Source organism: Leptotrichia trevisanii DSM 22070, from assembly GCF_000482505.1.
In the GTDB taxonomy this organism is placed as follows: domain Bacteria; phylum Fusobacteriota; class Fusobacteriia; order Fusobacteriales; family Leptotrichiaceae; genus Leptotrichia; species Leptotrichia trevisanii.
The window spans coordinates 35,703-60,069 of the sequence record NZ_AXVL01000024.1 but is presented as its reverse complement, the minus strand read 5'-3'; the positions used below and the strand labels follow the sequence as shown (position 1 = coordinate 60,069).

The 24,367-nt window shown below is 31.1% G+C and carries 22 protein-coding genes; 6 read left to right on the top strand and 16 right to left on the bottom strand.

The window, feature by feature from the left end; all coding sequences use genetic code 11:
* Nucleotides 1-388: 388 nt before the first annotated feature.
* The 7 genes from K324_RS0106565 to K324_RS0106545 form a co-directional block, all read right to left on the bottom strand.
* Complete coding sequence (locus tag K324_RS0106565; RefSeq protein WP_026748463.1) at nt 389-1,642, bottom strand: Glu/Leu/Phe/Val family dehydrogenase; 1,254 nt, start codon at nt 1,640-1,642, stop codon at nt 389-391.
* 130 nt (nt 1,643-1,772) lie between these two features.
* On the bottom strand, nt 1,773-2,378 hold the full coding sequence (locus K324_RS16385; RefSeq protein WP_232056178.1) for a prolyl oligopeptidase family serine peptidase: 606 nt from the start codon (nt 2,376-2,378) through the stop codon (nt 1,773-1,775).
* Nucleotides 2,379-2,400: 22 nt separating this feature from the next.
* Nucleotides 2,401-2,598 (bottom strand): hypothetical protein, encoded by a 198-nt coding sequence (locus tag K324_RS16380; protein ID WP_232056111.1) that lies wholly within the window; start codon nt 2,596-2,598, stop codon nt 2,401-2,403.
* On the bottom strand, nt 2,523-3,356 hold the full coding sequence (locus K324_RS16375; RefSeq protein WP_248615368.1) for a hypothetical protein: 834 nt from the start codon (nt 3,354-3,356) through the stop codon (nt 2,523-2,525). The genes K324_RS16380 and K324_RS16375 overlap by 76 nt, the downstream gene beginning before the upstream one ends.
* 83 nt (nt 3,357-3,439) lie before the next feature.
* Nucleotides 3,440-4,939 (bottom strand): PTS trehalose transporter subunit IIBC, encoded by a 1,500-nt coding sequence (treB, locus tag K324_RS0106555; RefSeq protein ID WP_026748462.1) that lies wholly within the window; start codon nt 4,937-4,939, stop codon nt 3,440-3,442.
* 229 nt (nt 4,940-5,168) lie between these two features.
* Complete coding sequence (locus K324_RS0106550) at nt 5,169-6,230, bottom strand: SIMPL domain-containing protein (protein ID WP_026748461.1); 1,062 nt, start codon at nt 6,228-6,230, stop codon at nt 5,169-5,171.
* A gap of 97 nt (nt 6,231-6,327) precedes the next feature.
* Nucleotides 6,328-7,455: an SIMPL domain-containing protein gene (locus tag K324_RS0106545; protein ID WP_026748460.1), complete on the bottom strand. Its 1,128-nt coding sequence runs from the start codon at nt 7,453-7,455 to the stop codon at nt 6,328-6,330.
* A gap of 441 nt (nt 7,456-7,896) precedes the next feature.
* On the opposite strand from K324_RS0106545, the gene K324_RS0106540 reads away from it, so the two are divergent.
* The 6 genes from K324_RS0106540 (at nt 7,897) to K324_RS0106515 (ending at nt 13,377) form a co-directional block, all read left to right on the top strand.
* Complete coding sequence (locus K324_RS0106540; protein WP_026748459.1) at nt 7,897-8,850, top strand: PASTA domain-containing protein; 954 nt, start codon at nt 7,897-7,899, stop codon at nt 8,848-8,850.
* 122 nt (nt 8,851-8,972) lie between these two features.
* Nucleotides 8,973-9,827 (top strand): ribosome small subunit-dependent GTPase A, encoded by an 855-nt coding sequence (rsgA, locus tag K324_RS0106535; protein ID WP_248615367.1) that lies wholly within the window; start codon nt 8,973-8,975, stop codon nt 9,825-9,827.
* A gap of 60 nt (nt 9,828-9,887) precedes the next feature.
* Nucleotides 9,888-10,520 (top strand): ribulose-phosphate 3-epimerase, encoded by a 633-nt coding sequence (gene rpe, locus K324_RS0106530; RefSeq protein ID WP_026748457.1) that lies wholly within the window; start codon nt 9,888-9,890, stop codon nt 10,518-10,520.
* A gap of 143 nt (nt 10,521-10,663) precedes the next feature.
* Nucleotides 10,664-11,326 (top strand): MarR family winged helix-turn-helix transcriptional regulator, encoded by a 663-nt coding sequence (locus K324_RS0106525; RefSeq protein ID WP_026748456.1) that lies wholly within the window; start codon nt 10,664-10,666, stop codon nt 11,324-11,326.
* Between the two features lie 23 nt (nt 11,327-11,349).
* Nucleotides 11,350-12,993, top strand: coding sequence for an Rqc2 family fibronectin-binding protein (locus K324_RS0106520; protein WP_026748455.1), 1,644 nt, complete (start codon nt 11,350-11,352; stop codon nt 12,991-12,993).
* Nucleotides 12,994-13,116: 123 nt separating this feature from the next.
* A complete protein-coding gene (locus tag K324_RS0106515; protein ID WP_026748454.1) occupies nt 13,117-13,377 on the top strand; it encodes an HPr family phosphocarrier protein in 261 nt (86 codons plus the stop codon).
* Between the two features lie 196 nt (nt 13,378-13,573).
* On the opposite strand, the gene pyrG is transcribed toward K324_RS0106515, so the two are convergent.
* The 9 genes from pyrG to K324_RS0106470 form a co-directional block, all read right to left on the bottom strand.
* Nucleotides 13,574-15,187 (bottom strand): CTP synthase, encoded by a 1,614-nt coding sequence (pyrG, locus tag K324_RS0106510; protein WP_026748453.1) that lies wholly within the window; start codon nt 15,185-15,187, stop codon nt 13,574-13,576.
* Between the two features lie 787 nt (nt 15,188-15,974).
* Nucleotides 15,975-16,958, bottom strand: a complete 984-nt coding sequence (locus K324_RS0106505) for a class II fructose-bisphosphate aldolase (RefSeq protein ID WP_026748452.1) — start codon at nt 16,956-16,958, stop codon at nt 15,975-15,977.
* Nucleotides 16,959-17,144: 186 nt separating this feature from the next.
* Nucleotides 17,145-17,864 carry a GH25 family lysozyme gene (locus tag K324_RS0106500; RefSeq protein WP_026748451.1) on the bottom strand — a complete coding sequence of 240 codons (720 nt, stop codon included), beginning with the start codon at nt 17,862-17,864 and terminating at the stop codon, nt 17,145-17,147.
* A 154-nt stretch (nt 17,865-18,018) separates the two neighbouring features.
* Nucleotides 18,019-19,290: a serine--tRNA ligase gene (gene serS, locus K324_RS0106495; protein WP_026748450.1), complete on the bottom strand. Its 1,272-nt coding sequence runs from the start codon at nt 19,288-19,290 to the stop codon at nt 18,019-18,021.
* 22 nt (nt 19,291-19,312) lie between these two features.
* Nucleotides 19,313-20,092: a hypothetical protein gene (locus tag K324_RS0106490; protein WP_026748449.1), complete on the bottom strand. Its 780-nt coding sequence runs from the start codon at nt 20,090-20,092 to the stop codon at nt 19,313-19,315.
* A 54-nt stretch (nt 20,093-20,146) separates the two neighbouring features.
* A complete protein-coding gene (gene lpxK / locus K324_RS0106485; protein ID WP_026748448.1) occupies nt 20,147-21,166 on the bottom strand; it encodes a tetraacyldisaccharide 4'-kinase in 1,020 nt (339 codons plus the stop codon).
* A gap of 28 nt (nt 21,167-21,194) precedes the next feature.
* Nucleotides 21,195-22,097 carry a DNA-binding protein WhiA gene (gene whiA, locus K324_RS0106480; protein ID WP_026748447.1) on the bottom strand — a complete coding sequence of 301 codons (903 nt, stop codon included), beginning with the start codon at nt 22,095-22,097 and terminating at the stop codon, nt 21,195-21,197.
* A gap of 32 nt (nt 22,098-22,129) precedes the next feature.
* Nucleotides 22,130-22,945: a toxin-antitoxin system YwqK family antitoxin gene (locus K324_RS0106475; RefSeq protein ID WP_026748446.1), complete on the bottom strand. Its 816-nt coding sequence runs from the start codon at nt 22,943-22,945 to the stop codon at nt 22,130-22,132.
* Nucleotides 22,946-23,060: 115 nt separating this feature from the next.
* Nucleotides 23,061-24,350 carry a glutaredoxin family protein gene (locus tag K324_RS0106470; protein WP_026748445.1) on the bottom strand — a complete coding sequence of 430 codons (1,290 nt, stop codon included), beginning with the start codon at nt 24,348-24,350 and terminating at the stop codon, nt 23,061-23,063.
* Nucleotides 24,351-24,367 lie beyond the last annotated feature (17 nt).

The window sequence follows — 24,367 nt, the reverse complement described above, 5'->3', positions numbered from 1 at the left end:
GAAAAACATTGCCGTGTCAAGATATTCATTTTATCAAAGGCAGATGTACAGGACTTTCGGGATGAATCCTTTTTACTGTCCAGCATGCAAGGTTAAAATGATTGTATGGGAATTTTATCATTACAGATATCCGCCCCTCAAAAAATACTATTAATATTTTATTAATCCAACTAGGTTGGATATTTTGTCGTAGACATTTGTATATTTATTTGACAAAAGAAAAGGAAAAGAGGCTGACGCCTCTTTTAAAATTATCAAATATATCAGTAAATACCTAAAAAATATGAATTTAATTTCCTTATAAATAAAAAAGAACCTACTCTATAATTTATAAAAATAGAAATAGGTTCTTTATTTAATATTTAACTTAAATCAAAAACTTAAAAAATTAATACCATCCTCTTAATTTCATTGCTTTTGAAATTCTTTCGATACTCTTCATATAAGCTGCATTTCTCAAGTCTACTTTGTATTCATCTGCTAAGTTCCATACATCTTCAAATGCTGTTGATAACAAGGCATCTTCTTTTTGTTGAACTTCTTCAAATGGCCAGTAGTAGCTTTGTAAATTTTGTACCCATTCAAAGTATGAAACTACAACTCCACCTGAGTTTGCAAGAATGTCAGGGATAACTACGATTCCTTTTTTGAATAAGATTTCATCAGCTTCTGGAGTAGTCGGCCCATTTGCTCCTTCTGTAATTACTTTCGCCTTAATTCTGTCGGCATTTTCAGAAGTAATTTGGTTTTCTAAGGCACATGGTGCTAGAACATCAACTTCCAATTCTAATAATTCAGCATTTGTAATATCTTTTCCGTATCCTTTGTTTGCTACAATACGTCCATTTTCTTCAAAGTCTTTTATTACAGCTTCCATGTCAATTCCATTTTCATTGTAAATTGCAACATCTGAATTTGAGAATGCTACAATTTTTGCACCGTCTTTATATGCGTAGTAAGCTGTGTAGAATCCAACATTTCCAAATCCCTGTACAGCGTATGTTGCTCCTTTAACATCAATATTTAATTTTGCCAATGCTTTTTTAGCTGTTAAATTAACTCCGTATCCAGTTGCTTCCGTTCTTGCAAGAGATCCTCCAAATTCTAAAGGTTTTCCTGTAAATACACCTTTTGTTGATTTTCCTGCAACTTCTTCATAAGCGTCAACCATCCAAGACATGATTTGTCCGTTTGTATTAACGTCTGGAGCTGGTATATCAACTTTTTCTCCAATAATTGGTGAAATTGCTTTTGCAAAACCTTTAGAAATTCTTTCTAACTCAGCTTTAGAATAATCTTTAGGATTAATTGCCATTCCACCTTTTCCACCACCATAAGGGATTCCTGCTACTGAACATTTGAATGTCATCCAAGTTGATAATGCTTTTACTTCGTCTCTTGTTACGTCTGGATGGAATCTAAGTCCACCTTTAAAAGGCCCTACTGCATTGTTATGTTGAGATCTGTATCCTGTAAATGTTTTAACTGTTCCGTTGTCCAGTTTTACTGGGAACGATACTTCCAACACTCTCATAGGATTTTTTAGGATTTCATAAACAGCTGGATCTGCGTTTAATTTATCACAAGCTGATTTGATTTGTTTTTGAGCAATCTCAAATGGATTTAATGTTTCTTTTGCCATCGTTTCTACCTCACTTTTCTCTAGTCTGTTCTGATTTTTAAACTTCCTGTTAAAAATCTTCTCTACCGTTACATCATACTACAATTTTATATAAAATTGCAAGCATTTTTTGCAGAACACCTGTTATTTTTTATTCGTTTTCTTCTGAAAATTCATCCATTGCAAACATTTTTCCATTAACTTTAGCCTTTTCACTCCCGCCTTTTCCAGCGTTACTTGGCTCAAATCCGAAAGTTTCGGTATCTTTGGAATTTTTTATTTTATCCCTATTCTGCACACCTTCCACTTGATTATTCAAAAAATATATCCACGAAAAATGTCCAGGAAATCTTGAATTTGGCACATCTGTCCCAACTACATTTTCATAATACGAATACCACGCATTATCGGCTCCAGCCCTTAATAAATCTCTATATGTTGGAAGCGAGAATTTTTTCGGTGTAACAATCTCGTCATCTGCTGCCGCAATGAACCATACTGGCGTTTTTTTCATCTTCTGAATTTTTTCTTTTGTTACCCACAGTTTTTTAGTTTCCACAAATCTTGAAACCGCACTGTTTTTACCGCCTGCCGAAACTTCAATATTGTTTGTCTTGTAAGTTTCATCGCTATTTCTCGCATATTCGTGATAAGCATACGCCTCGCAAATCGGTACTGCCGCCGCAAAGTAATCTGGATAAGTAATTATCATATTTACAGTCATGTATCCGCCGTTTGAATCTCCAGCAAGATAAATTCTGTCTGTATCAACATACGGATTATGTTTTACATATTCCTTGATTGTATCTATCCATCAAAATTTGAGTGTATCTCGAATTTCCACTTCCATTTCCATTAGTTCCATCACCCTCATCCATCCAGTAAATTGGCGACTGAACAGCTAGAACAAATGCTCCTTTTGTATCAGTTCCTCCTGCAGTAAAATATTTCTGAATTTCCTCTTTCGCAAGTGCCAAGTTTCTGTTCCCAAAATATCAATATCAGGATCCGTTCCACCTTCCCCTTGTCCATGAAGCCAAACGATTAAAGGCTTTTTTGCTCCCACTTTAAAGTTTTCAGGCTCATAAGCCGCCATTTCCAGTTTCAAATTTTCCATTTTTTTTGTAATCGGATTTTTGTAATTTCCACTAAATGAACTTCTATAATTAAACAGTTCCGTATCTGTCGAAATTCTGTTATTGATCACATCCTCTTTTTTACTAACCAAATAACTCTTTCCATCAACATTGACTTTTCCCTCGATTTCCACAACATATTCTTTTACCCATTCATTAAAAAATTTCTGTCTGTTATAAGCAAAAGGCGAACCTTCATACTTCAAGGTATCAGAGTTAAACTTATTTTCTAATTCAAGTGTAACAATCCCAGTATCAAAAGCTTTCTCTCCTTTCTTATCCGAAACATACACATCCATTACTTTTCGCTCAAATCCATTTGTTTTTATTTTCCAATCATTTTTATCAAGATTCGTAATTCTATAATCACCCATTTCTAAAATAACTTTGCTCACAGCGGGCCCGCTCTCAAAACCTTGTACAAAAATGCTGACCTTCTTTACTCTATTATAATTTGATAAATCCACAGTTTTTTCACTCACTTTCACATTACCAATTTTCTTTCTGCTAACTCTCTTTCTATTACCACGTGTCGCACCATTTCCAATTACTCCAGTAATTAGCATAATAAACAAAATTATTACTAGTTTTTTTTTCATAATCCGTCACTCTCCTTATTTTTTGTATTTTAAAAAAAAGCAGGAGTTAAAAAACCTGCTATTTTTATAATTTGTAAATACACTTATTTGTTTTCCTTATTTAATTTTGTTTTTGAAAATAAGAACGTTAAAACAAATGGAACTACAAACGCTACAATCGAAGCAATCCAAAAACCTAATTGATAAATTCCTCCATTAGTAAATTTAATTGACAGAAATGCTAACGCTAGTCCTCCTACACCAATTCCATTTGATAATACTCCAAATCCTGTTGAAATTAAAGCCGCTAGAACTGAACCACACAATGCTGCATAAAATGGATACATGAATTTCAAGTTTGCTCCAAATAATGCTGGTTCAGTAATTCCAAAACAAGCTGATACTGTTGAAGATAATGAAACTGATTCTTGCTTCTTATCTTTTTTATAAATAAAGTAAGTTGCAAATACTGCTCCTGACTGAGCAATATTAGATAGGGCAATTAATGGCCAAATAAATGTTCCTCCCAAAGTTGCCTGCAACTGAAAATCTATTGCCATGAATGTATGATGCAATCCTGTAATAACAAGAGGTGCATAAGTTGCTCCAAATATTATTGCTCCAAAATATTTTAATCCTGGTGTTTGGAATAAGAATTTAAACAATCCAGTTAATCCTTCTCCAATCATTCTTGCAAAAGGACCTATAAATAATATAGTCAAGAAACCAGTTACAACTAATGTTATAAATGGCACCCAAACTAATTTTAAAACTTCTGGAGTTCGTTTATTAAAGAATTTCTCTATATAACACATTGCAATTCCTGCAAACATTGCTGGTAATACCTGTGCTTGATATCCTATCATTAAAATCTTATAAAATCCTAAATCAATAACATATTCTCCTGCTTTTATTCCATATTCTGCAGATCCGTTAATCAACATTTCTCTTATATTATGCCCTTTTGCTACAATATCCCCATAAGTATAAGCATTTAACATTGTTCCTGCTAAAACTAGCATAAGCCCCAATACAATTCCTAGTGCCTCGTTACCTTTAAATTTACGAACTGTTGACCACGAAACCAAAACTGGCAACATTCCAAATACAGCTACCCCTATCCAATTTATAAATTTAGATAAATTAGCTGCTAAAGGATATAGTTGATTTAGTGACTTATTATGTAAAAACGGTAACTCTGCCCCTAAGAAATTTGTTAGCCCAAGCATAAGCCCTCCAGCTACCAATGCTGGAATTAATGGAACGAAAATTTCTGCCAGATGTGCAACCATTCTTTGTAGTAATGGTTGTTTTTCCATAGCTGCTTTTTTTACATCTTCTTTTGAAGCTGCTTGAATACCTGAAACATTTATAAATTCTTTATAGAAATCTCCAACATCATTTCCTACAATTACCTGAAACTGTCCCGCATTTGTAAATGTTCCTTTAACAGAGTCAAGCTGTCCTATCTCTTTTGGATTTGCTTTTTTCTCATCTGCAAGAGAAAATCTCATTCTAGTCGCACAGTGAGTAACTGCCACAACATTTTCTTTTCCACCGACAAGTTCTAATAACTTAACAGCATCATCATGATACTTTTTCATAAAAAAATTCCTCCTAAAACAAATTACAATTCACAATTTTTTAAACAATAATGTTAATTATACAGTATTTTTTTTTAAAGTCAATACCGATTTGAAAAAAACTATAACCTTATTTGAATTACAACTGTATATTAATTTAAAAATTATTTCTTTTTAATTTTTCGTTGATTTTTAAGAAAATAAAAACTACCATATTATATAAATACAGCAGTTTTCTTAAATTATATTTTTAGTTCATTTCAAATTCGATGTAGACAGTTTTTGAAATATTTAATTTTTTTGGAGAAATTACGATGTTTCTTCTTGCGGATTCATCGAGAAGTTCTCTGTCGCTTTTTTTCACTTGCACTAAATTAGTTGCGTAACTGGCTTCGTTGTAGTAATTGTAGTTGTAATCGTAATAAGGCTGGATAACTCCGTATGATTTATCTGTGATTGTAACAGGATTTTTTAGGTTTAAATCTGTTTTTCCTAAGATAACTTGGGCTTTTTTCAAGGCTTCCTTGTAGGCATTTTCGTAAAGTTCATTTTCCAGCTGCTGCTTATTGTCAATGTCGTATTCGATTTGTCCAGTTGTACCAATTCCTAATGTGCTTGCTACATTTATGATGTTTCCAAGATTTTTCAAATCTCTTGTTTCAACTTCTATTTGATGTAAAACGACTTGGATATTTTTTTTGTTGCTTGTTCTTTTTTCAAGGCTTACTTCCTTATTGTCATATCCTGAGATTTTTACTGTACTTGCGGGAATTCCTGCTTTGCTCAATTTTTGCTGAATATCATTAAATTTTGACATTGCATTCTGATATGCCTGTTTATTTGTTGCATCCTGAGATTCAACAGTGAAAATATATGTGCCATTTTTACTTCTGTTCAAGGAATAAATTTTTTCAGCCGCAAGAACACTCATAAAATTTTTTAATGTATCAAGAGAAATTCTGTCAACTTCTACTGAAAGTTTTGTTTTATATTCTTTTTTCCCTTTGTTTTCAATTACCGTATCCCAGTTATATGTTTCATAAGTGGAATATCCTGTCGAATTAATCTTGTTGTATTTTGTCCCAGTCTGAGCAAGCAATCTCTTATATCTTTCCAAAATTTGTGAATTTTCCCCACTTGCCTTATCCAGACTTTCATTCTCAGTTTGAATCGTAAGAGCAATTTTTGCCGAATTTGGCATAATTTCCTTCTTTGAAACCCCTCTAACCTGTATTCTTTTTCCAGTAACTTCGCCGTCTGCAAATGATATTACCGAAAAAATCATTATAAGTAACGCTATTATTTTTTTCATTTTAAAATTCCTTTCTAAAATTTAATTTTCTATAAAAATTAAGATGCTACTTTTAGTGAATTTATAATTATCTAAATATAAAGTTATACTATTTTTGTTATTTCATTTCATACATAACTGATATATTTTGCACAAGTTTTAGCGGTTTTGGAGTATAGTCAACTCTTGAGTTTCTACTTCTAGTTTCTTTAACATAACTTTTACTATTATAAAGCCTATCCGAAGTTTCAAGTGCAATAGGAGCCGCTGCCGCTTCATATTTCACTTCCCAGTCCTGATCAATTCTGTCAATCATTTTTTGCTGAAATTCCACATCTTCGCTCACAATAATCGGTGTTCCCAGTTTCATCTTGCTGGAACGTAAAATGCTTTCCGCCTTCTGTTTTGTCTGATTATAGGCATCTTTGTACATTTCTGACTCAATTCTGTCCTTATCTGACAAATCAAAATTAATTGAACCGTTTATATTTATCCCATTGTCATCAGCAATTGAAATTATTGTGTTAAGTTCCTTTATATTTTTTGTTGTAAGTACAAACTCATTTGTAACATAATAAACATCTTTTTTTGTACTCTTATTTTCTGTATAATTTTCCCGTATTGTATAATCGCTCAAAACAATATCGCTTTCAGGAATTCCTGCCGCTGTCAATTTTCTTCTGGAAATATTAAGTTTATTAAATACTTTATTCAAGGCCTGATCAACCGTTACCCCATTTTCACTTATATTAAATGCAAATGTATTTTCATCAAAATTTTTCTGAATACTTTGCAAATTATTTCCATCTTCCAAGTCAATCAATGCTGAAATTTTGTTAAAATCTGTATTTTTTACCAGCATTAACATTGTCACATCATAAGAAGTCGGCTTTTTATCAGTCTTTTTGACAGTCTTATTTGGAACAGTTTTCACATCCAGAATATCTTCATCATCTTGATATTCGCTTCCTTTCCTATTGTAAAACGCCTTTGTTTCCAAATTCTCAAGCGATATTCTCCTAGCCCTCAATTCGCTCTTGAACTTCTCAATCTTCTTATTAACCTCATTAGTTGTCTGACTCAAGTTACTCCCCTTCTTCTCAATCTTAAAATTAATCTTCGCTAAATCTGGCATAACTTCCCTCTCTGCATTCCCCGTAACACTAATTTTTCTCACAATATTCTCATTCACACCAAATGAAAGAATACTCATAAGTGAAAAAAGTGCAATTACTATCTTTTTCATCTTTCCCTCCATAATTTTTATTTATTATTTTTAAAATTTTCTACCTTTTATATAAGTATAACATACATATATTAAAAGTAAATGAGGGTTTTTATTTTTATTTCAAAAATTTTAATAGATAATTGTCATTTATTATATTTTTTCTTCTCTTACTGAAGAAAGAGTAACCAGTTTTACAATTACAGTCTTTTTAATTTATACTAAAACCCCGTTTAAAAATGGGAATAAATTTTTATAATAGGGTTGTTCAATAGCTAATTCATAATCATTCAACTTTTTTATTTTTTATTAAAAAAGTTTGTAATAAATTTGTTATTTAAATGGGGTTTAGTATAAATAAAATATCTGCTGTGTGTTGAAAAAATAAATTTATATCATTTTTTCAATATTTATGATATTATATAAAGTAAAGAATTAACAATAAAAATAACGAGGTGAAAAATGGCCACAAGATATAAATTTAATTATGGAAAATTTTTTAGAACTATTATTGTACTGCTTTGTTTAGTGGCATTAATAAGATTTGGAAAAGATGTTTTTGAACGTCATTTTTTTAACACTAGGCTTACAGTTATTCCTGATGTTATGAATCTTGACAAGAAGGATGCTGTAAAATATTTGAAAAAAGCTGGGTTAAAAGTCAAAGTTATTAATTCCAAGACAGAAAAAGTACCGCTGGATACGGTTTATAATCAGGATCCACGTCCAGGCAAGGAAGTAAAGGTAAACAGAGTTATAAGAATCTGGGTAAATAATGGGGAAGATGTAAAAGTCCCTAATATTATTGGATTGGAGCTACTTGAAGCAAGATCTCGGTTAAAAGGGCAAAATATTCAGATTGAAACGATTGACTATTATCCGTCTAACCAAAAATATAACACAATTTTAGGAGTTTATCCAAAACCGGGTACAAAACTTGAGATTAACCAAAAAATTTCAATACTGGTTTCTTCACAGCAAATGGTAGATCCGTCAGTTATGCCGAATATAACAGGGCTTGACTTGAATGATGCAAGAGAGTTGTTAAAACAGATTGGGCTTGACATTGGAAATATTTCACGTACAAGCGATCCAACATTGCCTGTAAATACTATTATTTCTACAGATCCTGCGGCTGGAACGAAGATTCAGAGAGGACAGAAGGTATCAATTGTGTTAAATACTGGAGCTGCTCCGAAAAAACGTGAAAAATCAACTGAGGAAATTATCAACCAGTCTCAAGAAGAAATAGATAATCAGGAAATTGAGAAAATCATTGATAACACAATTAACAAAATAGATCAGCAAGGTTCTGAACAGAAGAATAATGGAAATACACAATCTCCTCCACGTAACAACACACAAGGTGGCGGAAATAATAATGATTCCAGCGGTGGAGATAATGGTGGCGAATAGCTAAAATAGAAAAAAATTTAGAAAGGAGATGGGAGTTATTTTGAATTTTTATTTTAAAATTTCTCCCAAATATTTTTATTAAAGGAAAAGTTATTAGAAAAATAAAAGGATTTTATTATGTTTTGGATGAAAATTCCAAGAATTTAAGCGAAGAAAATATTTATGAATGTAAATTACGTGGAACATTAAAAGTAAAAAATGACAAAATGAACTGTATTATTGGGGACTGCGTGGAATTTGACGCAAAGGAAAGAGTTATTGAAAAAATTGAAAAAAGGAAGAACTTTTTGTATCGTCCACTTATTGCAAATATTGATTTTATCGGTATTCTATTTGCAATAAAAAGCCCAAATTTTGATTTTACAAATTTTCAGAAAATGCTTTTAAACGCAAATTCTCAAAATATTCCAGTTGTATTAATCTTATCCAAGATTGATTTGGTTTCAGAAGAAGAATTAGAAGAATTTTTAACTAAATTTAGCAAAATTTTTAGAGATATAATTTCCATTTTTCCAATTTCTACACAAACAAATACTGGACTTGCAGAATTAAAGCAATATATAAACGAAAAGTCCGTTGTAATTTCGGGGCCATCGGGAGCTGGAAAATCTACACTTATTAACACTTTGATTGGTGAAGAGATATTGACTACAAACGATATTAGTGAAAAAACTAAAAAGGGGCGACACACTACAATAGAAAGCCGATTCTTTATGTCAGCTCCACATTCATACATAATAGACACACCGGGATTTTCAACGCTTGATTTTCCAAAACTGGAAGAAAAAAAGGAACTGGAAAAATTATTCCCAGAATTTCTGGAATTTATTCCCGATTGTAAATTTCGGGACTGTATTCACGTAAATGAGCCAAATTGTGCAATAAAGGAAAATGTGGAAAATGGCAACATTTCAAAAGAACGATATGATTTTTATTTATACTCGCTTGAAAATATACGGTTTTTAAAATATACCTAAACCTGACGCTTAATTTTAGAATATTTAATATATTTAATTAAAGAAAAGAGTTGATTTTTTATGAATAAAAAAATTATAATAGCACCTTCACTGCTTGCTGCAGACTTTAGTAAATTGAAGGAAGAAATCACAGAAGTAGAAAAACTTGGAGCAGAATATTTGCATTTAGATGTTATGGATGGAAATTTTGTCCCAAATATCAGCTTTGGAGCCCCTGTCATTTCATCTTTACGAAAACATAGCAACCTTGTGTTTGATGTACATCTAATGGTAAACGAGCCAAACTATTTAATAAAAGATTTTGCCGAATTTTCAGACATAATCACAGTCCATGCTGAAGCTACAAAGCACTTGAACAGAACGATTCAGCTAATAAAATCTTTTGAAAAAAAAGTAGGAGTCGCATTAAATCCTTCTACTCCGCTGGATGTTATAAAATATGACCTGGATAACATTGATATGGTTCTAATTATGACTGTGAATCCCGGTTTTGGCGGGCAGAAATTCATTCCTGAAATGATTCAGAAAATAAAAGATTTGCGAAAAATTAACAAAAACATTGATATTGAAGTGGATGGCGGAATAAATGACAAAACTGCTAAGCTGGTAAAAGAGGCTGGAGCAAATGTTCTTGTTGCAGGTTCTTACATTTTTAGCGGAAATTATAAGGAAAAAATAGATTCCCTAAAATAATATAATAGTATCTTAAATTGAACTCAAAAAATTATATCTACATTACTCAAATCCTAAAGTTATTTAGTTTATCTATTCGATATTAAAAGGGATTGAATGTAAAAGTATGAAAAAATAAATAAAGTAAGAAAGGAAAAATTAAAATGTATGAAAAAATTGAAAATCTATTAGACAAATTTTATAAAACATATTACAAAATTGAAGAAATAAATTTAAATCAGGTAATTAAATGTTTGACTACATCTGAACTTCACATTATTGAAGCTATCGGAGAAAGCGAAATCACAATGAATGAATTATCTGACAAACTGGGCATTACAATGGGAACAGCCTCAGTCGCCGTAAACAAGCTAACTGACAAGCAATTTCTGGAACGCTCCCGGTCGGATATCGACAGACGCAAAGTTTTTGTAAAACTAACCCAAAAAGGAAAAGTTGCATTAAACTATCACGGAAATTTTCACTCAAACATTCTTGAAAAAATAACAGACGATATTCCACAAAAAAAACTGGACACATTTATCGAAGTTTTTGAAACAATCGTAAAAAATCTGGATAAAGTTAAAAAGGACATTCAGCCTGAATCAATCTTAAATTTTGAAAAAGATGATTTAGTCCAAGTTTCTTCAATCAAAGGAAGTACCGCAATTAGAAAATACTTAAACGAAAAAGGCGTTATGATAAAATCACTTATAAAAATTTTAAATATCGATAAATATTTAATAACTTTGATAGTTGATGGGGATGAAAAAGTTTTAAATATTGAGGATGCAGAAAATATTATGGTTAGGAAAAATACGCTTTAAAAGTTGTAGAAAGGGAGTGAAATATGCTTTATTTAGATGGAATTGGGATTTCATTTTTGATAAAAGAAATAAAAGAAAAAATATTACGGTATAAGTTGACAAAGATTTTTCAATATGACAGAGTTTCATTTTCACTCTTTTTTGGAAAAAATAATTTGATTTTTCAAGTAAAGGACAATTCAACGATTTTTTACTTAAAGGATGAAAAAGATCCAAATACTGATTTTCAGTCAAAATTTTTATTATCATTAAAAAAACATCTGCAAAATTCAATTTTGATAAATATTAGGCAAGAAGGCTTTGACAGGATTGTCTATTTTGACTTTGAGAAGTTAAATCAGTTTGGAGATGTGGAAAAATATACATTGATTATCGAGATTATGGGAAAAGCAAGCAATATTTTTCTGACTAGCAAAGATAAAATTTTGTCTGCACTTTATTTTACTTCGATTGATGTTGGGAACCGTGTTATTATGACTGGTGCGAAATATACGTTGCCATTTGAGGAAAAAAAGATTTCGCCTATATATCTGGAAGCTGAAAATTTTCCATTTGAAACAGAAACTTTTATGGAAAAAATTGAAGGTGTGGGGCGTGCCTTTGCACTGGAATGTTCGCAGGATTATGATACTTTCAAAAAATATTTATCCAGCTACAAACCAGTAATGTACGAAATCTTAAATCGTGGAAAAATCCAGAAAGTGCTAACCTACAATGAATTTTCTGAATTTAGTCAAAAGGAAAATAAAAATTTAGAAAGTGAAAATAAAAATGGAAGAAAATATTTTGAAACCTTAAATGATGGCTTAAATGCCTATTTTAAAACGACTATTACTTCAAATGTTATTAGTGAGAAAAAGAAAAACCTGCTAAAATATGTTGATTCTCAAATAAAAAAATTCAAAAAAATTGAGAAAAATATAAAAGTTGATTTGAAAAAAAATGAAAATTTTGAAAATTATAAAAATATTGGGGATATTTTGGCAGCAAATATGCACCAGATAAAATATGGAATGAAAAAAGTTACAGTTTTTGATTTTTATAACAATCAGGAAGTTATGATAAATCTGGATCCGCTTTTATCTCCAAATGATAATTTGAATTTTTATTACAATAAGTATAATAAAGGAAAACGGACTATTTCAGCCTTAAATTCAAGATTTTTAGACATTCAGAATGAAATAAGATATTTTGAAGAAATAAAAATGTTTATCGAAAAGGAAAATGATTTTATTGGAATTGAAGAAATTGAAAATGAACTGAATTTAGCAAATAACGGAAATAAATCGAAAAATAAAATCAAATTGAACAAACCGAAAAAACGTGAATTACTATCATTTAACTATAATGGCTTTCAAATTTTCGTTGGAAGAAATAATAAGGAAAATGAGGAAATATCCTTTTTCAAAGGACAGCCCAATGACATCTGGATGCACATAAAGGACATTCCTGGAAGCCACGTACTTATTTTACGAAATAATCAGGAACTTCCAAATGATGTGCTTCTACACGCAGCAAACCTAGCCTGTGAACATTCTAAAGCAAAAAAAGGCGATAAAGTCACTGTTGACTACTGCGAAAGAAAATTTGTAAAAAAAATTAAAAACAGTAAGCCAGGAAATGTAATTTACACAAACTTTCATTCTCTATTAATCGAAGTTCAATAAACTTTTTGAAAATAAAAAATATTGTTTGATTTACCAACAGAAAAAATGTTTTTCCCCCTTATTGACAAATACCAAAAACTGTTGTAAAATTAAAGTAGAGATATAATTAAGGAGGATAAATAAATGGCAAGTAAAACAGTTACTATGACAAATCCTACAGGATTACATACAAGACCAGGTGGAGTATTTGTTGCTAAAGCAAAAGAATTCGAAAGTACAGTAGAAGTTGAAAATGAAGGGAAAAAAGTAAACGGAAAATCTTTATTGAAACTATTATCAATTGGAATCAAAAATGGTTCGCAAGTTACAGTTCACGCTGAAGGGCCTGACGCTGATCAAGCAGTTGAAGTTTTAGGAGAATTATTAGCAACTATCAGAGACTAATAAATTGTAGTAATTAAGTGAAATAAAAATATTGTTTTTTATAGATTTGTTATAGAAAATATGTTTTATTAAACTAAAAAATAAAAAGACTTTCTTATTTTTAAGATTGTCTTTTTTTAATTTACAAAAAAAGCAGAAAAACTCCTAATTAATAAAGTTCTCCTGCTTAAATTATTTTTCAATCAATACTTATTCATTATTTTTCACTTCGTTTTTTTAATGCCGCTTTTATCCATCCTGTGAACAATGGATGTGGACGATTTGGACGGCTTTTGAATTCTGGATGATATTGTGATGCTATAAAATATGGATGATCTTTTATTTCAATTACTTCCACATAATTTCCATCTGGAGATAATCCTACAATATCCATTCCATTTTTTTCAAATTCTTCTCTATAAGCATTATTAAATTCGTATCTATGTCTATGTCTTTCAGCAATTTCAGTTCTTCCGTAAACACTTGCAGCTAAACTATCGTCTTTTAACACACATGGATATGCTCCAAGACGCATTGTTCCTCCCATGTCTTTTAGCCCTTTTTGTTCTTCCATCAGGCTTATGATCGGATATGGAGTGTCCTTTTCAAATTCTGTTGAAGTTGCACCTTTGTAGCCAAGCACGTTTCTTGCAAATTCCACACAAGCCATTTGCATTCCAAGACAGATTCCAAAAAATGGAATATTGTTTTCTCTTGCAAATTTAATCGCTTCAACTTTTCCATCCACTCCTCTGTCACCAAATCCTCCCGGCACTAAAATTCCATCATAATCAGCTAGTTTTTTCACATCAAATTCACCAGCCTTAAAATAGTCAATCTCAACTTTTGTATCAAGATTAAATCCAGCATGCTCGATTGATTCGTGAATACTGATATAAGCATCCTTTAATTCAATATATTTCCCAACAATTGCCACTTTTACAAGTCTTTTAGGATTTTTGAATTTTTCCACCATTTTAGTCCATTCTGTTAATAACGGTTTTTCATTTTTTATTTTAAAATGTTTACAAATTACATCGGCAAGTCCCAATTTTTCCATAGTTAGTGGTATTTCATAAAGGCTTTTTGCGTCAAGTGATTCAATAACCGCCTCTTCATCAATATCACAGAAAAGTGAGATTTTTTTCTTAATATTTTCATCAACAGGATGTTCACTTCTCACTACAATCACATCTGGCGAGATTCCAAGTCCTTGAAGCATTTTTACACTGTGCTGTGTAGGTTTTGTTTTCAATTCTCCAGCAGCTTTCAAATAAGGCAATAACGTTACGTGAATATAGGCAATGTTCTCTCTGCCAACTTCTCTTTTCAACTGACGAATTGCCTCGATAAACGGATCACTTTCAATATCCCCAATTGTCCCGCCAATCTCAGTAATTACAATATCCGAATTATTTTCCTCAGCCGCTTTTATAACATTGTACTTAATTTCATCTGTCATGTGAGGCACAGTTTGCACAGTTCCTCCCAAGAATTCTCCATGACGCTCTTTCGCAATAATCTTCGACATAATTTTCCCAGTAGTCAAATTATTATACTTTGTCAGATTCTCATTGATAAATCTCTCATAATGCCCCAAATCCAAGTCAGTTTCTGCTCCGTCCTCTGTAACAAAAACTTCTCCATGCTGATAAGGACTCATAGTTCCTGGATCCACATTTATATATGGATCAAACTTTTGAATTGTAACCTTATAGCCTCTCTCTTTAAGTAATCTCCCTAAAGAAGAAGCTACAATCCCTTTTCCAAGTGATGAAACAACTCCACCTGTAACAAATATATATTTTGTCGTATTATTCTGTCTGTCCATTTTTCCTCCTATTTTCTATTCCTATTTATTCAATTTTAAATATTTTTGGCAATTTTATAAAATATCACTTAATTTAGTAAGTTATTATTTTTTAAACTATTCTTTTTAAATCTCTTTTTTTAATTTTAATATATTATGATTAATAACTGTTTTTTCTCAAGTTTATTTATGTTCAAGTTTATTTTAAGCAGGGAGATCAATCGCCATCTCCCTGCACCCACGCTTTACGCAAAACTTTCTTATAAAAGAAAAATAGAACTCACTTTTGAATATAGATTATCTCAATTTATATAACTTTGTTTTATGTAAAGTCTATTCCAAAAGCTCAGACAGCTATTTTTCTTCTAACGAAATTTTGCTTATTTTTTGTTTTAGTTAAATTAATTGTTTTAATTAAACTAAAAATGTCGTGATTTTTTTGAAATGAAATTGAAACTCGCTTTTTAACAAATATTATTATAATTTCTTAAATTAATTACAGTCTAAAAATTTTGAAAAAGCTCAAACAATCAATTTCATTTCAAAAAAATTCTTAGACAAGCCGGGTTTGCAAAGGGGATGGCGACTGTTCCCCTTTGCTTTAAAAAAAGAAAAAATATTTATTAACAATATTTCATTTCACAAATTTTTAAAAATTTATTTTGTTGTTTTTCCACAAAAAAAGAGGAAAAAAAAAATTTTCACCTCTTTTAAACAAATTTTATTTATGTAAAACTCAAAAGGAATATCCCAAGTTTTAGGATAAACTTGAGATAGTCCAAATTTAATTTTCATTTTTTATTTGTTATTATCTTGCAGCTCCAGCTTTATAAGCTCCGTTTGATCCAAATACGTTTCTGATTTTATCTTTGTAGTATTCTTTCATGTAGTCTTTTGCAGGCCCTACATATTTTCTAGGATCAAATTCTCCTGGTTTTTTAGCGAATACTTCTCTGATTCCTGCTGTGAAAGCTAATCTTCCATCAGTATCTACGTTAATTTTAGCTACTGCTGATTTAGCGGCTTTTCTTAATTCTGAATCAGGGATACCAATTGCGTCAGCAATTTTTCCACCATATTGGTTAATCATTTCTACAAATTGTTTTGGTACAGCTGATGAACCATGTAATACGATTGGGAATCCAGGTATTCTTTTTTCGATTTCTGCCAAGATATCCAATCTTAATTTAGGATCGTCCCCTGGTTTGAATTTGTGAGCTCCGTGAGAAGTTCCAATTGCGATTGCTAATGAATCAACTCCTGTTTTTGATACGAAGTCTTCAACTTCATCAGGTTGAGTATAAACGTGTTCTGCTGCTACCACATCGTCTTCGATTCCAGCTAAAACTCCTAATTCAGCTTCAACTGTTACATCGTGTTGGTGAGCGAAATCAGCAACTTGTTTTGCTTCTGCAACATTTGCATCATATGGGTGATGAGATCCATCATACATTACTGAAGAGAATCCGTATTCGATACAGTCTTTTGCTTCAGCAAAATTTGGACCATGATCCAAGTGCAATGCTACTGGAATGTCTGATCCAGATGCTTCTACATAAGCTGTTGCAGCTTTTGCAAGCCAAGGCAACATTTCTTTACCAATATATTTTCTTGCACCTGTTGATACTTGAAGAATTACTGGTGATCCTTCTTCAACACATGCTTCGATAATTCCTTGTAATTGTTCCATGTTGTTAAAGTTAAAAGCAGGTACTGCATAACCTTCTTTATTTGCTTTAGCAAACATTTCTTTAGTGTTGCTTAATCCTAAATCTTTAAAATGATATTTCATTTTACGCCTCCTAATATTTATTAATTAGATTAACTTCTTTAATTATATGTTACCAAATTTTTGTATAAAAATCAATAGAAAACAAAAAATAATAATTAAAAATAAAATATTTTTTTAAATATATTCTCAAATACTTATAATTAGTGTAACTAAATAGTCATATTTTGATTTTTAAATATATTTTATTTAGTTTATTTTACTTTGATTTATCAGCTCTTCTACCGTCATTCCTTTTCTAAGTACATTTTTATCTGTAAATCCTGGAATCCCCTCTATTCTCCCACGCTTTGATACTTGCCAGATTATCCATCTGTCAGCTTCTTCTATTTTAGGAAAATATTTGTAGTCTGTAATCCAAATTCTATTTTTCAGAAATTCACCTTTTATATATGCGTTATAAGTTTTGTAGTTCACATAAAAGATTACTCTTTTCCTATAATGTTTTTCAAGTTTTTTAACCATATCTCTCAAATGCTTTATTACTTCCGTCTTTTTATATTTTTTTGTAGATATTTCCAAATCAATAATTGGAGGTAATGTCTTGTCGGAATCAGGAACTTTGCTTATATAAAAATCAGCTTGTGCCTCTCCACTGCTTGTCATTGTAAAAAAATGATATGCTCCAACTACAAAACCATTCAGTCTGGAATTATTCCAGTTATATAAAAAATCCGTATCAAGAAAATTCTGCCCTTCTGTTGCCTTCAAAATAATAAATTTATATTTTTTATCTACAAGAGTCCAGTTCACTTTTTCCTGATGATGTGAAATATCAAGTCCCTGTGTCTTATAGCCTGCCAGCTGTGCCAGAATCTCATTATGGTACAAATACCCACTAAATTCAAGAACTCCTGCTATACCTACAATAATCATCATAATTATAAAAAATTTTACAAATTTTTCCATATCCTCTCCATTCAGTCATTTAATAACAAAATTATTTTCAAAATACCCAAAATTCTTAAAATAACCTATTTTTATCGAACTTAATTCTTGAGCAGTTTTTGACAGTCTAGGAAAAAACCAGATTAATATGATAATTACGGTTATAGCGATTTTGTTATTTTATAACTGTCATTCCACCCATATAAGGTACTAACACTTCTGGAACTTTTATAGTTCCGTCATCCTGCTGATAATTTTCCATGATGGCAAGCAATGTTCTTCCCACTGCCAGCCCTGATCCATTCAGAGTATGTACAAAATGGCTCTTTCCTGTTTCTTTTTCCCTGTATTTAATCATTGCACGTCTAGCCTGAAAGTCCTCTGTATTTGAGCAGGAAGAAATTTCCCTGTATTTCCCTTGACTTGGCACCCAAACTTCCAAATCATAAGTTTTTGCCGCACTAAATCCTAAATCTCCACTGCAAAGTGCCAGAACTCTATATGGCAGCTCTAATTTCTGCAATATTTTCTCCGCACAGTTTACCATTTTTTCAAGTTCATCATAAGAAGTTTCGGGTTTTACAATTTTTACCATTTCCACTTTATTAAACTGGTGCTGTCTTATAAGCCCTTTTAAGTCACGTCCTCCAGAACCTGCTTCCTTTCTGAAACAAGCTGTATATCCGCAGTAATATTTAGGCAGTTCCTCTTCATCCAGAATTTCGCTATTATGTAAATTTGTAAGTGTAACTTCTGCCGTTGGAATCAAGTACATCTCTTCACCGTCGATTTTATAGGCATCATCGGCAAATTTTGGAAGCTGCCCTGTTCCCACCATCATTTCTCTTTTTACCAACTGCGGTGTAAAAATTTCCTCAAATCCATGTTCCCCAGTATGAACATCAATCATAAATGCAATTAATGCTCTTTCCAGTCTTGCCGCTGCATTTTTATAAACTGTAAACCTCGAACCACTAAGTTTTGCCCCTCTTTCAAAATCCAAAATCCCAAGTTCTACTCCCAGTTCATCATGAGATTTTATTTCAAAGTCGAATTCTCTTGGAGTTCCCCATTTTCTAACTTCCACATTATCATCTTCATCTTTTCCAACTGGAGTCGTATCACTTAATTTGTTTGGAATCGTATAAGCAAGCTCTAACTGTTTCTCATCAATTTCAGCCACTTTTTGATCAAGTTCCTTAATTTTGGCACTGACAGTCTGCATTCTCGCAAGCAATTCAGCAGGATCCTTCCCTTCCTGTTTATATTTTCCAATTAATGCACTTGACTCATTTCTCTCCTTCTTCAGCATTTCCACTTCCTGAAGCAAACTCCTTCTATCCTCATCAAATTTCAGCAATGAATCCAAATCAAAGTCACTATTTCTATTTTTTAAATATTCTCTGACTTTATCGGCATTTTCCCTTATGTATCTCATTTCCAACATAATTTTTTTATTTCCTTTCTTTTTATATATATTTATATAATATTTTTTTACTTCCACTTAAATTTTCAAAATCATAATTTTTACTAAATTCTATTTTTTTTACATTTTGAATATTATACTTTTCCACAATTTTATCGTAATTTTCCACATAAATTTTTTTATAAAGTTCATCAGCTTGATTTTCCACAAAAAAGATTAAGTTTTCCACATTTTCAAAATTTAGGAAAGCTGAATCAGATTTTGTGAAATAATTTATGATATTTTTTATTATCTCATCTATTTTATCACGAATTTCGCTAAATTTCGAACCGTTTTCAGCTTCAATTTTTTCTATCATTTTTTCTGCAAAAAAAGTTTTTACAAGTTTATTTGTATCTGCTGAAATTAATGAATAGTTGTATAAAATCTCAAAAAATTTATTTTTATCCCGATACAGCAGTTCATTTCCCAATTTTACAGCATAAATTTTTTCTTTGTTAAAAATGCTTCTTCTAAATCCGTCTATTAATTTTGGAAGTTCAACCTTACTTAACCGTTCTATTTTTTTGTCTTTTTCTTTAAACGTTTCCAAAAATTGTTCATTTATGATTTGTTTTATATTTTCATTTTTTTCGTTTTCACTAAAATAAATGTATCCCAATTCTAGTATAAATGATGGTTCTTTAGCTGTTATCTTAAAATTTTTGTCAAGCTGAAAATATTTTCGTTTTTCAAAATTATTTTTATATTTTAGAATAAATTGTGAAAAATTTTCTGTATTTAAAAATACGTTTTCACTTTCCAGCTTTTTATTTTCAGTCAAAATTTAATTCCTCCCTCCTGCTTTAGTTTTATTTGCACTTTATAAAAAATAACTCTATTTCATTTTCTCAACAATTTTAAATTCCATTTTCAAAATCATTAAATTTTCTATATTTTTATCAATTTTCACAATATCCTTTTCTGTTGTCAAAACATAATCATAGTTTTTTGCTTTTTCCTTTATTTCCAAAATTTCTTCATTTGCGTAAACGTGATGATCTGTAAATTTTATTTCATCAATATTGCTTGGGTTTAATTTTTTTATTGTTTGATAAAATACAGCTGGATTTGCTATTGAAGAAAAAATTAGTACATTTTTATTTTTAATAGTTTCCAATAGAAATTTTTCATTTCCTATTTTGTTTTCATTATTTATTTTACCAAACTTTTTCCTATTTTCAAAATTTAATTTGTAAAAATAACTTTCTTCAAAAGTGGCAATAGAAATTGGTTTTTCATATTTTGCCAGTCTTTCCTTAATTTTCGCAATTTCTTCTTTCGAAGCATAGTTACTTTTTGTAATAATAATTTCATCAGCCCGTTTCAAAGCGTCAAGTGACTCCCGCAATCGTCCCTTTGGCAAGTAATTGTCCATCCCAAAAGGATTTGTTGCGTCAATTAGAATTATATTTTTATCTTTTTTCAGTTTTCTATGCTGAAAGCCGTCATCCATAATAATTGTTTCCACATCGCATTTTTCTTTTAAAAAAGTTGCACCTTCGTAACGATTTTTACAGACTACGACAGGAATTTGAAAATTTAAGGCATGCAAATAGGCTTCATCTCCTGATTCCTTTGAAGTAGCATAAATCTTTTTTTCATCTCGTACAAGCAGTAAATCAGTTTCCCGTTTTCCCTTGTAGCCTCGACTCAGAATTCCAACTTTCTTATTTTTTTCTAAATATTTTTGCACAAAATACTGCACAGCTGGTGTTTTCCCAGTTCCACCTGCCACAATATTTCCAATGCAAATTATTTCCACTCCATCAACCTTTTTTTCTTTAAAAATATTCAAATCATAAAGTTTATTTCGTAAAAACACGATAAATCCATATATAATCGACAATAATTTCATTAATTTTTCCTCAGCTTAACTTTCTTAATTAATTTTCTACCAGTCCTTTATAAATTGTTTCCAGCCGTCTAAACCGGTTTTTTATTCCAGATTTGGAAATTTCCATTAAGTCTGCCAGTTCCTGTAGAGACATTTCCTGATTTTCCAGCCGCAGTTTTGCCGTTTCACTCAGCACATCGGTTAATTCTGAAAGCCCCATTTTTTCATCAATCACCTTTATCATATTAATCTGCTTTTCAGAAGCTGACAATTTTTTTGTTTCATTTGCAATTTCCCAGTTCATATTTCTATTAATTTTATTCCGAATTTCCTTATTTATCGTAACCTCCTCGAATTCAAAAAACGAATTTATTCCGCCAATCAAAAAAATTATATCCAGAATATCCTCTGAATTTCGTAAATAAACAAGGCTTTTATTTTTTTTCTCAGTCTGAAAAACCTTTTTCCCCATCTGTTTAAACAAGTAATACAAATAAGTGGCAGAATCTTCAGTATCCACAAAAAAATCCATCGCATACGCCTTTTCTGGAGACTTTATATATCCACAGCTAAGGAAAAATCCTCTAATTATGCCAGCTAACTGTTTTTCATCTTCCACAACAGCAAAATTTTTGTGAAAGTATATTTTTTTTAAAAATAATTTGTATTCCTGCTGGTTGTGCTGAGTTGGAAAAAGTATCACTTCATAGAGCTTATGTATTCCCAGACGTTTGCTGATAACATATTTTAGCTGGATTGGAATATTTGTTACTGTCCGTAAATTTGAATAAATTCTTTTAGCAAGCGACACATTTTCGGTACTAAAATAAATTCCATTTTCCGTAATTACATTCTTTGCAATAAAAATTCCAAAAAGTTCTGCATAAACAGCATCTTTATCAGAATTTTCCAAATTAAAGATTTCCCTTTTTAAATTTGCTGAATACGACAATTCTCCCCTCCTTTTTCACTCCAATAAACTTTCTAATAATTTACTTTTCTAGGATTTCCTGCCTTATCATAATAAGTCCAAGTTCCTGTTCTTCTTCTACCTCTGATACTTCCGTCAAATACAAGGCTTCCGTTTGTATAATATCCTTTTACAGTCCCTGTTTCTCCATTCATATTTGCTTCATACAAAAGTCTTCCATTTTCGTAATAAACATTCATTTTCCCGTTTATTTCATCATTTTCGTAATTAATTTCAGATTTTTTACCTCCATTTGCATTCCATTCAGAAAATAACCCATTTTTATGTCCATTTGAATAATTTCCCTGTGATTTTCTTGAACCATTTTCATAATATTCAGTCCAAGTTCCTGTCATTTTCCCATTTTCATAATTTCCAACTGTTTCCTGAGCTCCTGTTTTTCCGTAATATGAAGAATAACGCCCATTTAACTGATCATCTTTGTATTGATATTTTTTCCATACTTTTCCATTTTCAGTGTAAACTGTCCATTCCCCTTCCTTTTTTCCATTTCTATAATTTCCTATCGTAAATCTATTCCCATTTGCATAAAATTCATCATACTTCCCATTCAACGTTCCATTGCTCAAATTAACAACAAGTCTTCTTCCCCCTTCTTCCATAATTCTGTATTCTCCGCTTCCTGTCAATTCATAAGTATTGGAATTAATTTTTTTCACATCTTCCATATTCGGAGAGCTAAGTTTCGACAACCTAACTTTCCCAAAATTTGTTCCATAATTTGCAAACACATCTTTCCCGTATGCAACTGCTGATATTATCATCATTCCAGCAATAAATAACATTTTTTTACTATTATTTTTTTTCATTTTCTCATCTCCTATTATTTATTTTATAAAGTTTGTTTTTTTATTTTGTCAATTCACCTTTTTACATTATAACAAATTTTTCACATTTTTTAAACCAAATTATTGATTTTTCTATCTACATTATCAATAAACTAGGCTTAATCAACATTATGAATCCCAAAATTATCATCAAAATTCCACCAAACAGATTTACCCATTTAGAATATTTTGTAGTTAATTGCAGTTTGTTTACACTCATTAAGGCAAAGCCGAAAACTATTATGTCATCTATCATGTAGCCAATTATGTAGATAAATGTGTAAAATTGTCTTGTCCAGAATGGAACTTCGTTTATTTGCAGGATTTTTGTGTATGTTTGAGGAATTCCTACTGAACAGGCAAATTCTATTACATTTACCGAAAGTGCCAAACCAATTATTGCAAGTGCTGTCAGTAATGTAAATGGCTTGTTGGCAATATCCTTTATCTTTTTAGAAATCTTTGCCCTCTGTTCAAAATCTGTAACTTCACATTCCAGCGTATCGCCCTTTTTCAAGTAATTTCTAATAAAGAAAATTCCACCAATAATTCCAACGATTCCAACAAGTGGAGTTACCCATTTGTCAAGTCCCACAAAATCCCAAGCATAAATCCACGCATTTAAAATAAAAAAGTACATCGCAGCTTCAGCAAAAATAAACAACCCTGCCACACGAAACATTTTCACTTTATTTCCAACGGCAATCAAAGCCGTTAAAAATAACACCAGAACCCACATAGCACAAGGATTGAATCCATCAATTGTTCCCAAAATTATTGACATTGTAAGTAACGAATAATTTGTCAAATCAACAGTCTTATTAATAATCGGAATATTCACAAGCACCTGATTTTCAGCACCTTTCGTAAGTCCCGGCACCTCACATACTGTATCTCCCGTACAAACTGCACCATTACTGCTCACATTTCCAGTCTGTCCACTTTCCACATATTCCTTTAAAATCAAAATTTTATCCTTTGTCTTTCCAGAATTTATCAAACTTTCAATTTCTTTCCCAGTTGTATCCGCTGTATTAAACCCTTGAATAATGTGTCCGTCAATGTAAATAATCGGAGTCCCCTTCACAAGTTTTAACTTCGATGTAGTTTCATCAAAAAATGTCTTTTCCTCCTTGCTCTCGTCAATTTTATGCTCCACATATTCAAAATCATCCCTTTTAGTAGATAATTCCTTCAAAAATTTCTCCAAATTTGCACAATTTTTACAGTCTTTTCTACCAAAGTACTCAATTTTTACTTTCTTTGACTGACTATTTCCATCAGAATAACCAATCTGACTTATCCAAAATATACCAAAAAGCATAATCATCAACGCAAAAAATCTACTTTTCTCTATCCCAATATTAAAATCTTTTCTCCAAAACATCTTTTTTCACACCTTTC

Bases quoted from the DNA above. Each gene is read 5' to 3' on its own strand.
- K324_RS0106565 (WP_026748463.1), bottom strand. From the start codon at position 1,642: ATGGCAAAAGAAACATTAAATCCATTTGAGATTGCTCAAAAACAAATC.
- K324_RS16375 (WP_248615368.1), bottom strand. From the start codon at position 3,356: ATGAAAAAAAAACTAGTAATAATTTTGTTTATTATGCTAATTACTGGA.
- treB (WP_026748462.1), bottom strand. From the start codon at position 4,939: ATGAAAAAGTATCATGATGATGCTGTTAAGTTATTAGAACTTGTCGGT.
- K324_RS0106550 (WP_026748461.1), bottom strand. From the start codon at position 6,230: ATGAAAAAAATAATAGCGTTACTTATAATGATTTTTTCGGTAATATCA.
- K324_RS0106545 (WP_026748460.1), bottom strand. From the start codon at position 7,455: ATGAAAAAGATAGTAATTGCACTTTTTTCACTTATGAGTATTCTTTCA.
- K324_RS0106540 (WP_026748459.1), top strand. From the start codon at position 7,897: ATGGCCACAAGATATAAATTTAATTATGGAAAATTTTTTAGAACTATT.
- rpe (WP_026748457.1), top strand. From the start codon at position 9,888: ATGAATAAAAAAATTATAATAGCACCTTCACTGCTTGCTGCAGACTTT.
- K324_RS0106525 (WP_026748456.1), top strand. From the start codon at position 10,664: ATGTATGAAAAAATTGAAAATCTATTAGACAAATTTTATAAAACATAT.
- K324_RS0106520 (WP_026748455.1), top strand. From the start codon at position 11,350: ATGCTTTATTTAGATGGAATTGGGATTTCATTTTTGATAAAAGAAATA.
- K324_RS0106515 (WP_026748454.1), top strand. From the start codon at position 13,117: ATGGCAAGTAAAACAGTTACTATGACAAATCCTACAGGATTACATACA.
- pyrG (WP_026748453.1), bottom strand. From the start codon at position 15,187: ATGGACAGACAGAATAATACGACAAAATATATATTTGTTACAGGTGGA.
- K324_RS0106505 (WP_026748452.1), bottom strand. From the start codon at position 16,958: ATGAAATATCATTTTAAAGATTTAGGATTAAGCAACACTAAAGAAATG.
- K324_RS0106500 (WP_026748451.1), bottom strand. From the start codon at position 17,864: ATGGAAAAATTTGTAAAATTTTTTATAATTATGATGATTATTGTAGGT.
- serS (WP_026748450.1), bottom strand. From the start codon at position 19,290: ATGTTGGAAATGAGATACATAAGGGAAAATGCCGATAAAGTCAGAGAA.
- lpxK (WP_026748448.1), bottom strand. From the start codon at position 21,166: ATGAAATTATTGTCGATTATATATGGATTTATCGTGTTTTTACGAAAT.
- K324_RS0106475 (WP_026748446.1), bottom strand. From the start codon at position 22,945: ATGAAAAAAAATAATAGTAAAAAAATGTTATTTATTGCTGGAATGATG.
- K324_RS0106470 (WP_026748445.1), bottom strand. From the start codon at position 24,350: ATGTTTTGGAGAAAAGATTTTAATATTGGGATAGAGAAAAGTAGATTT.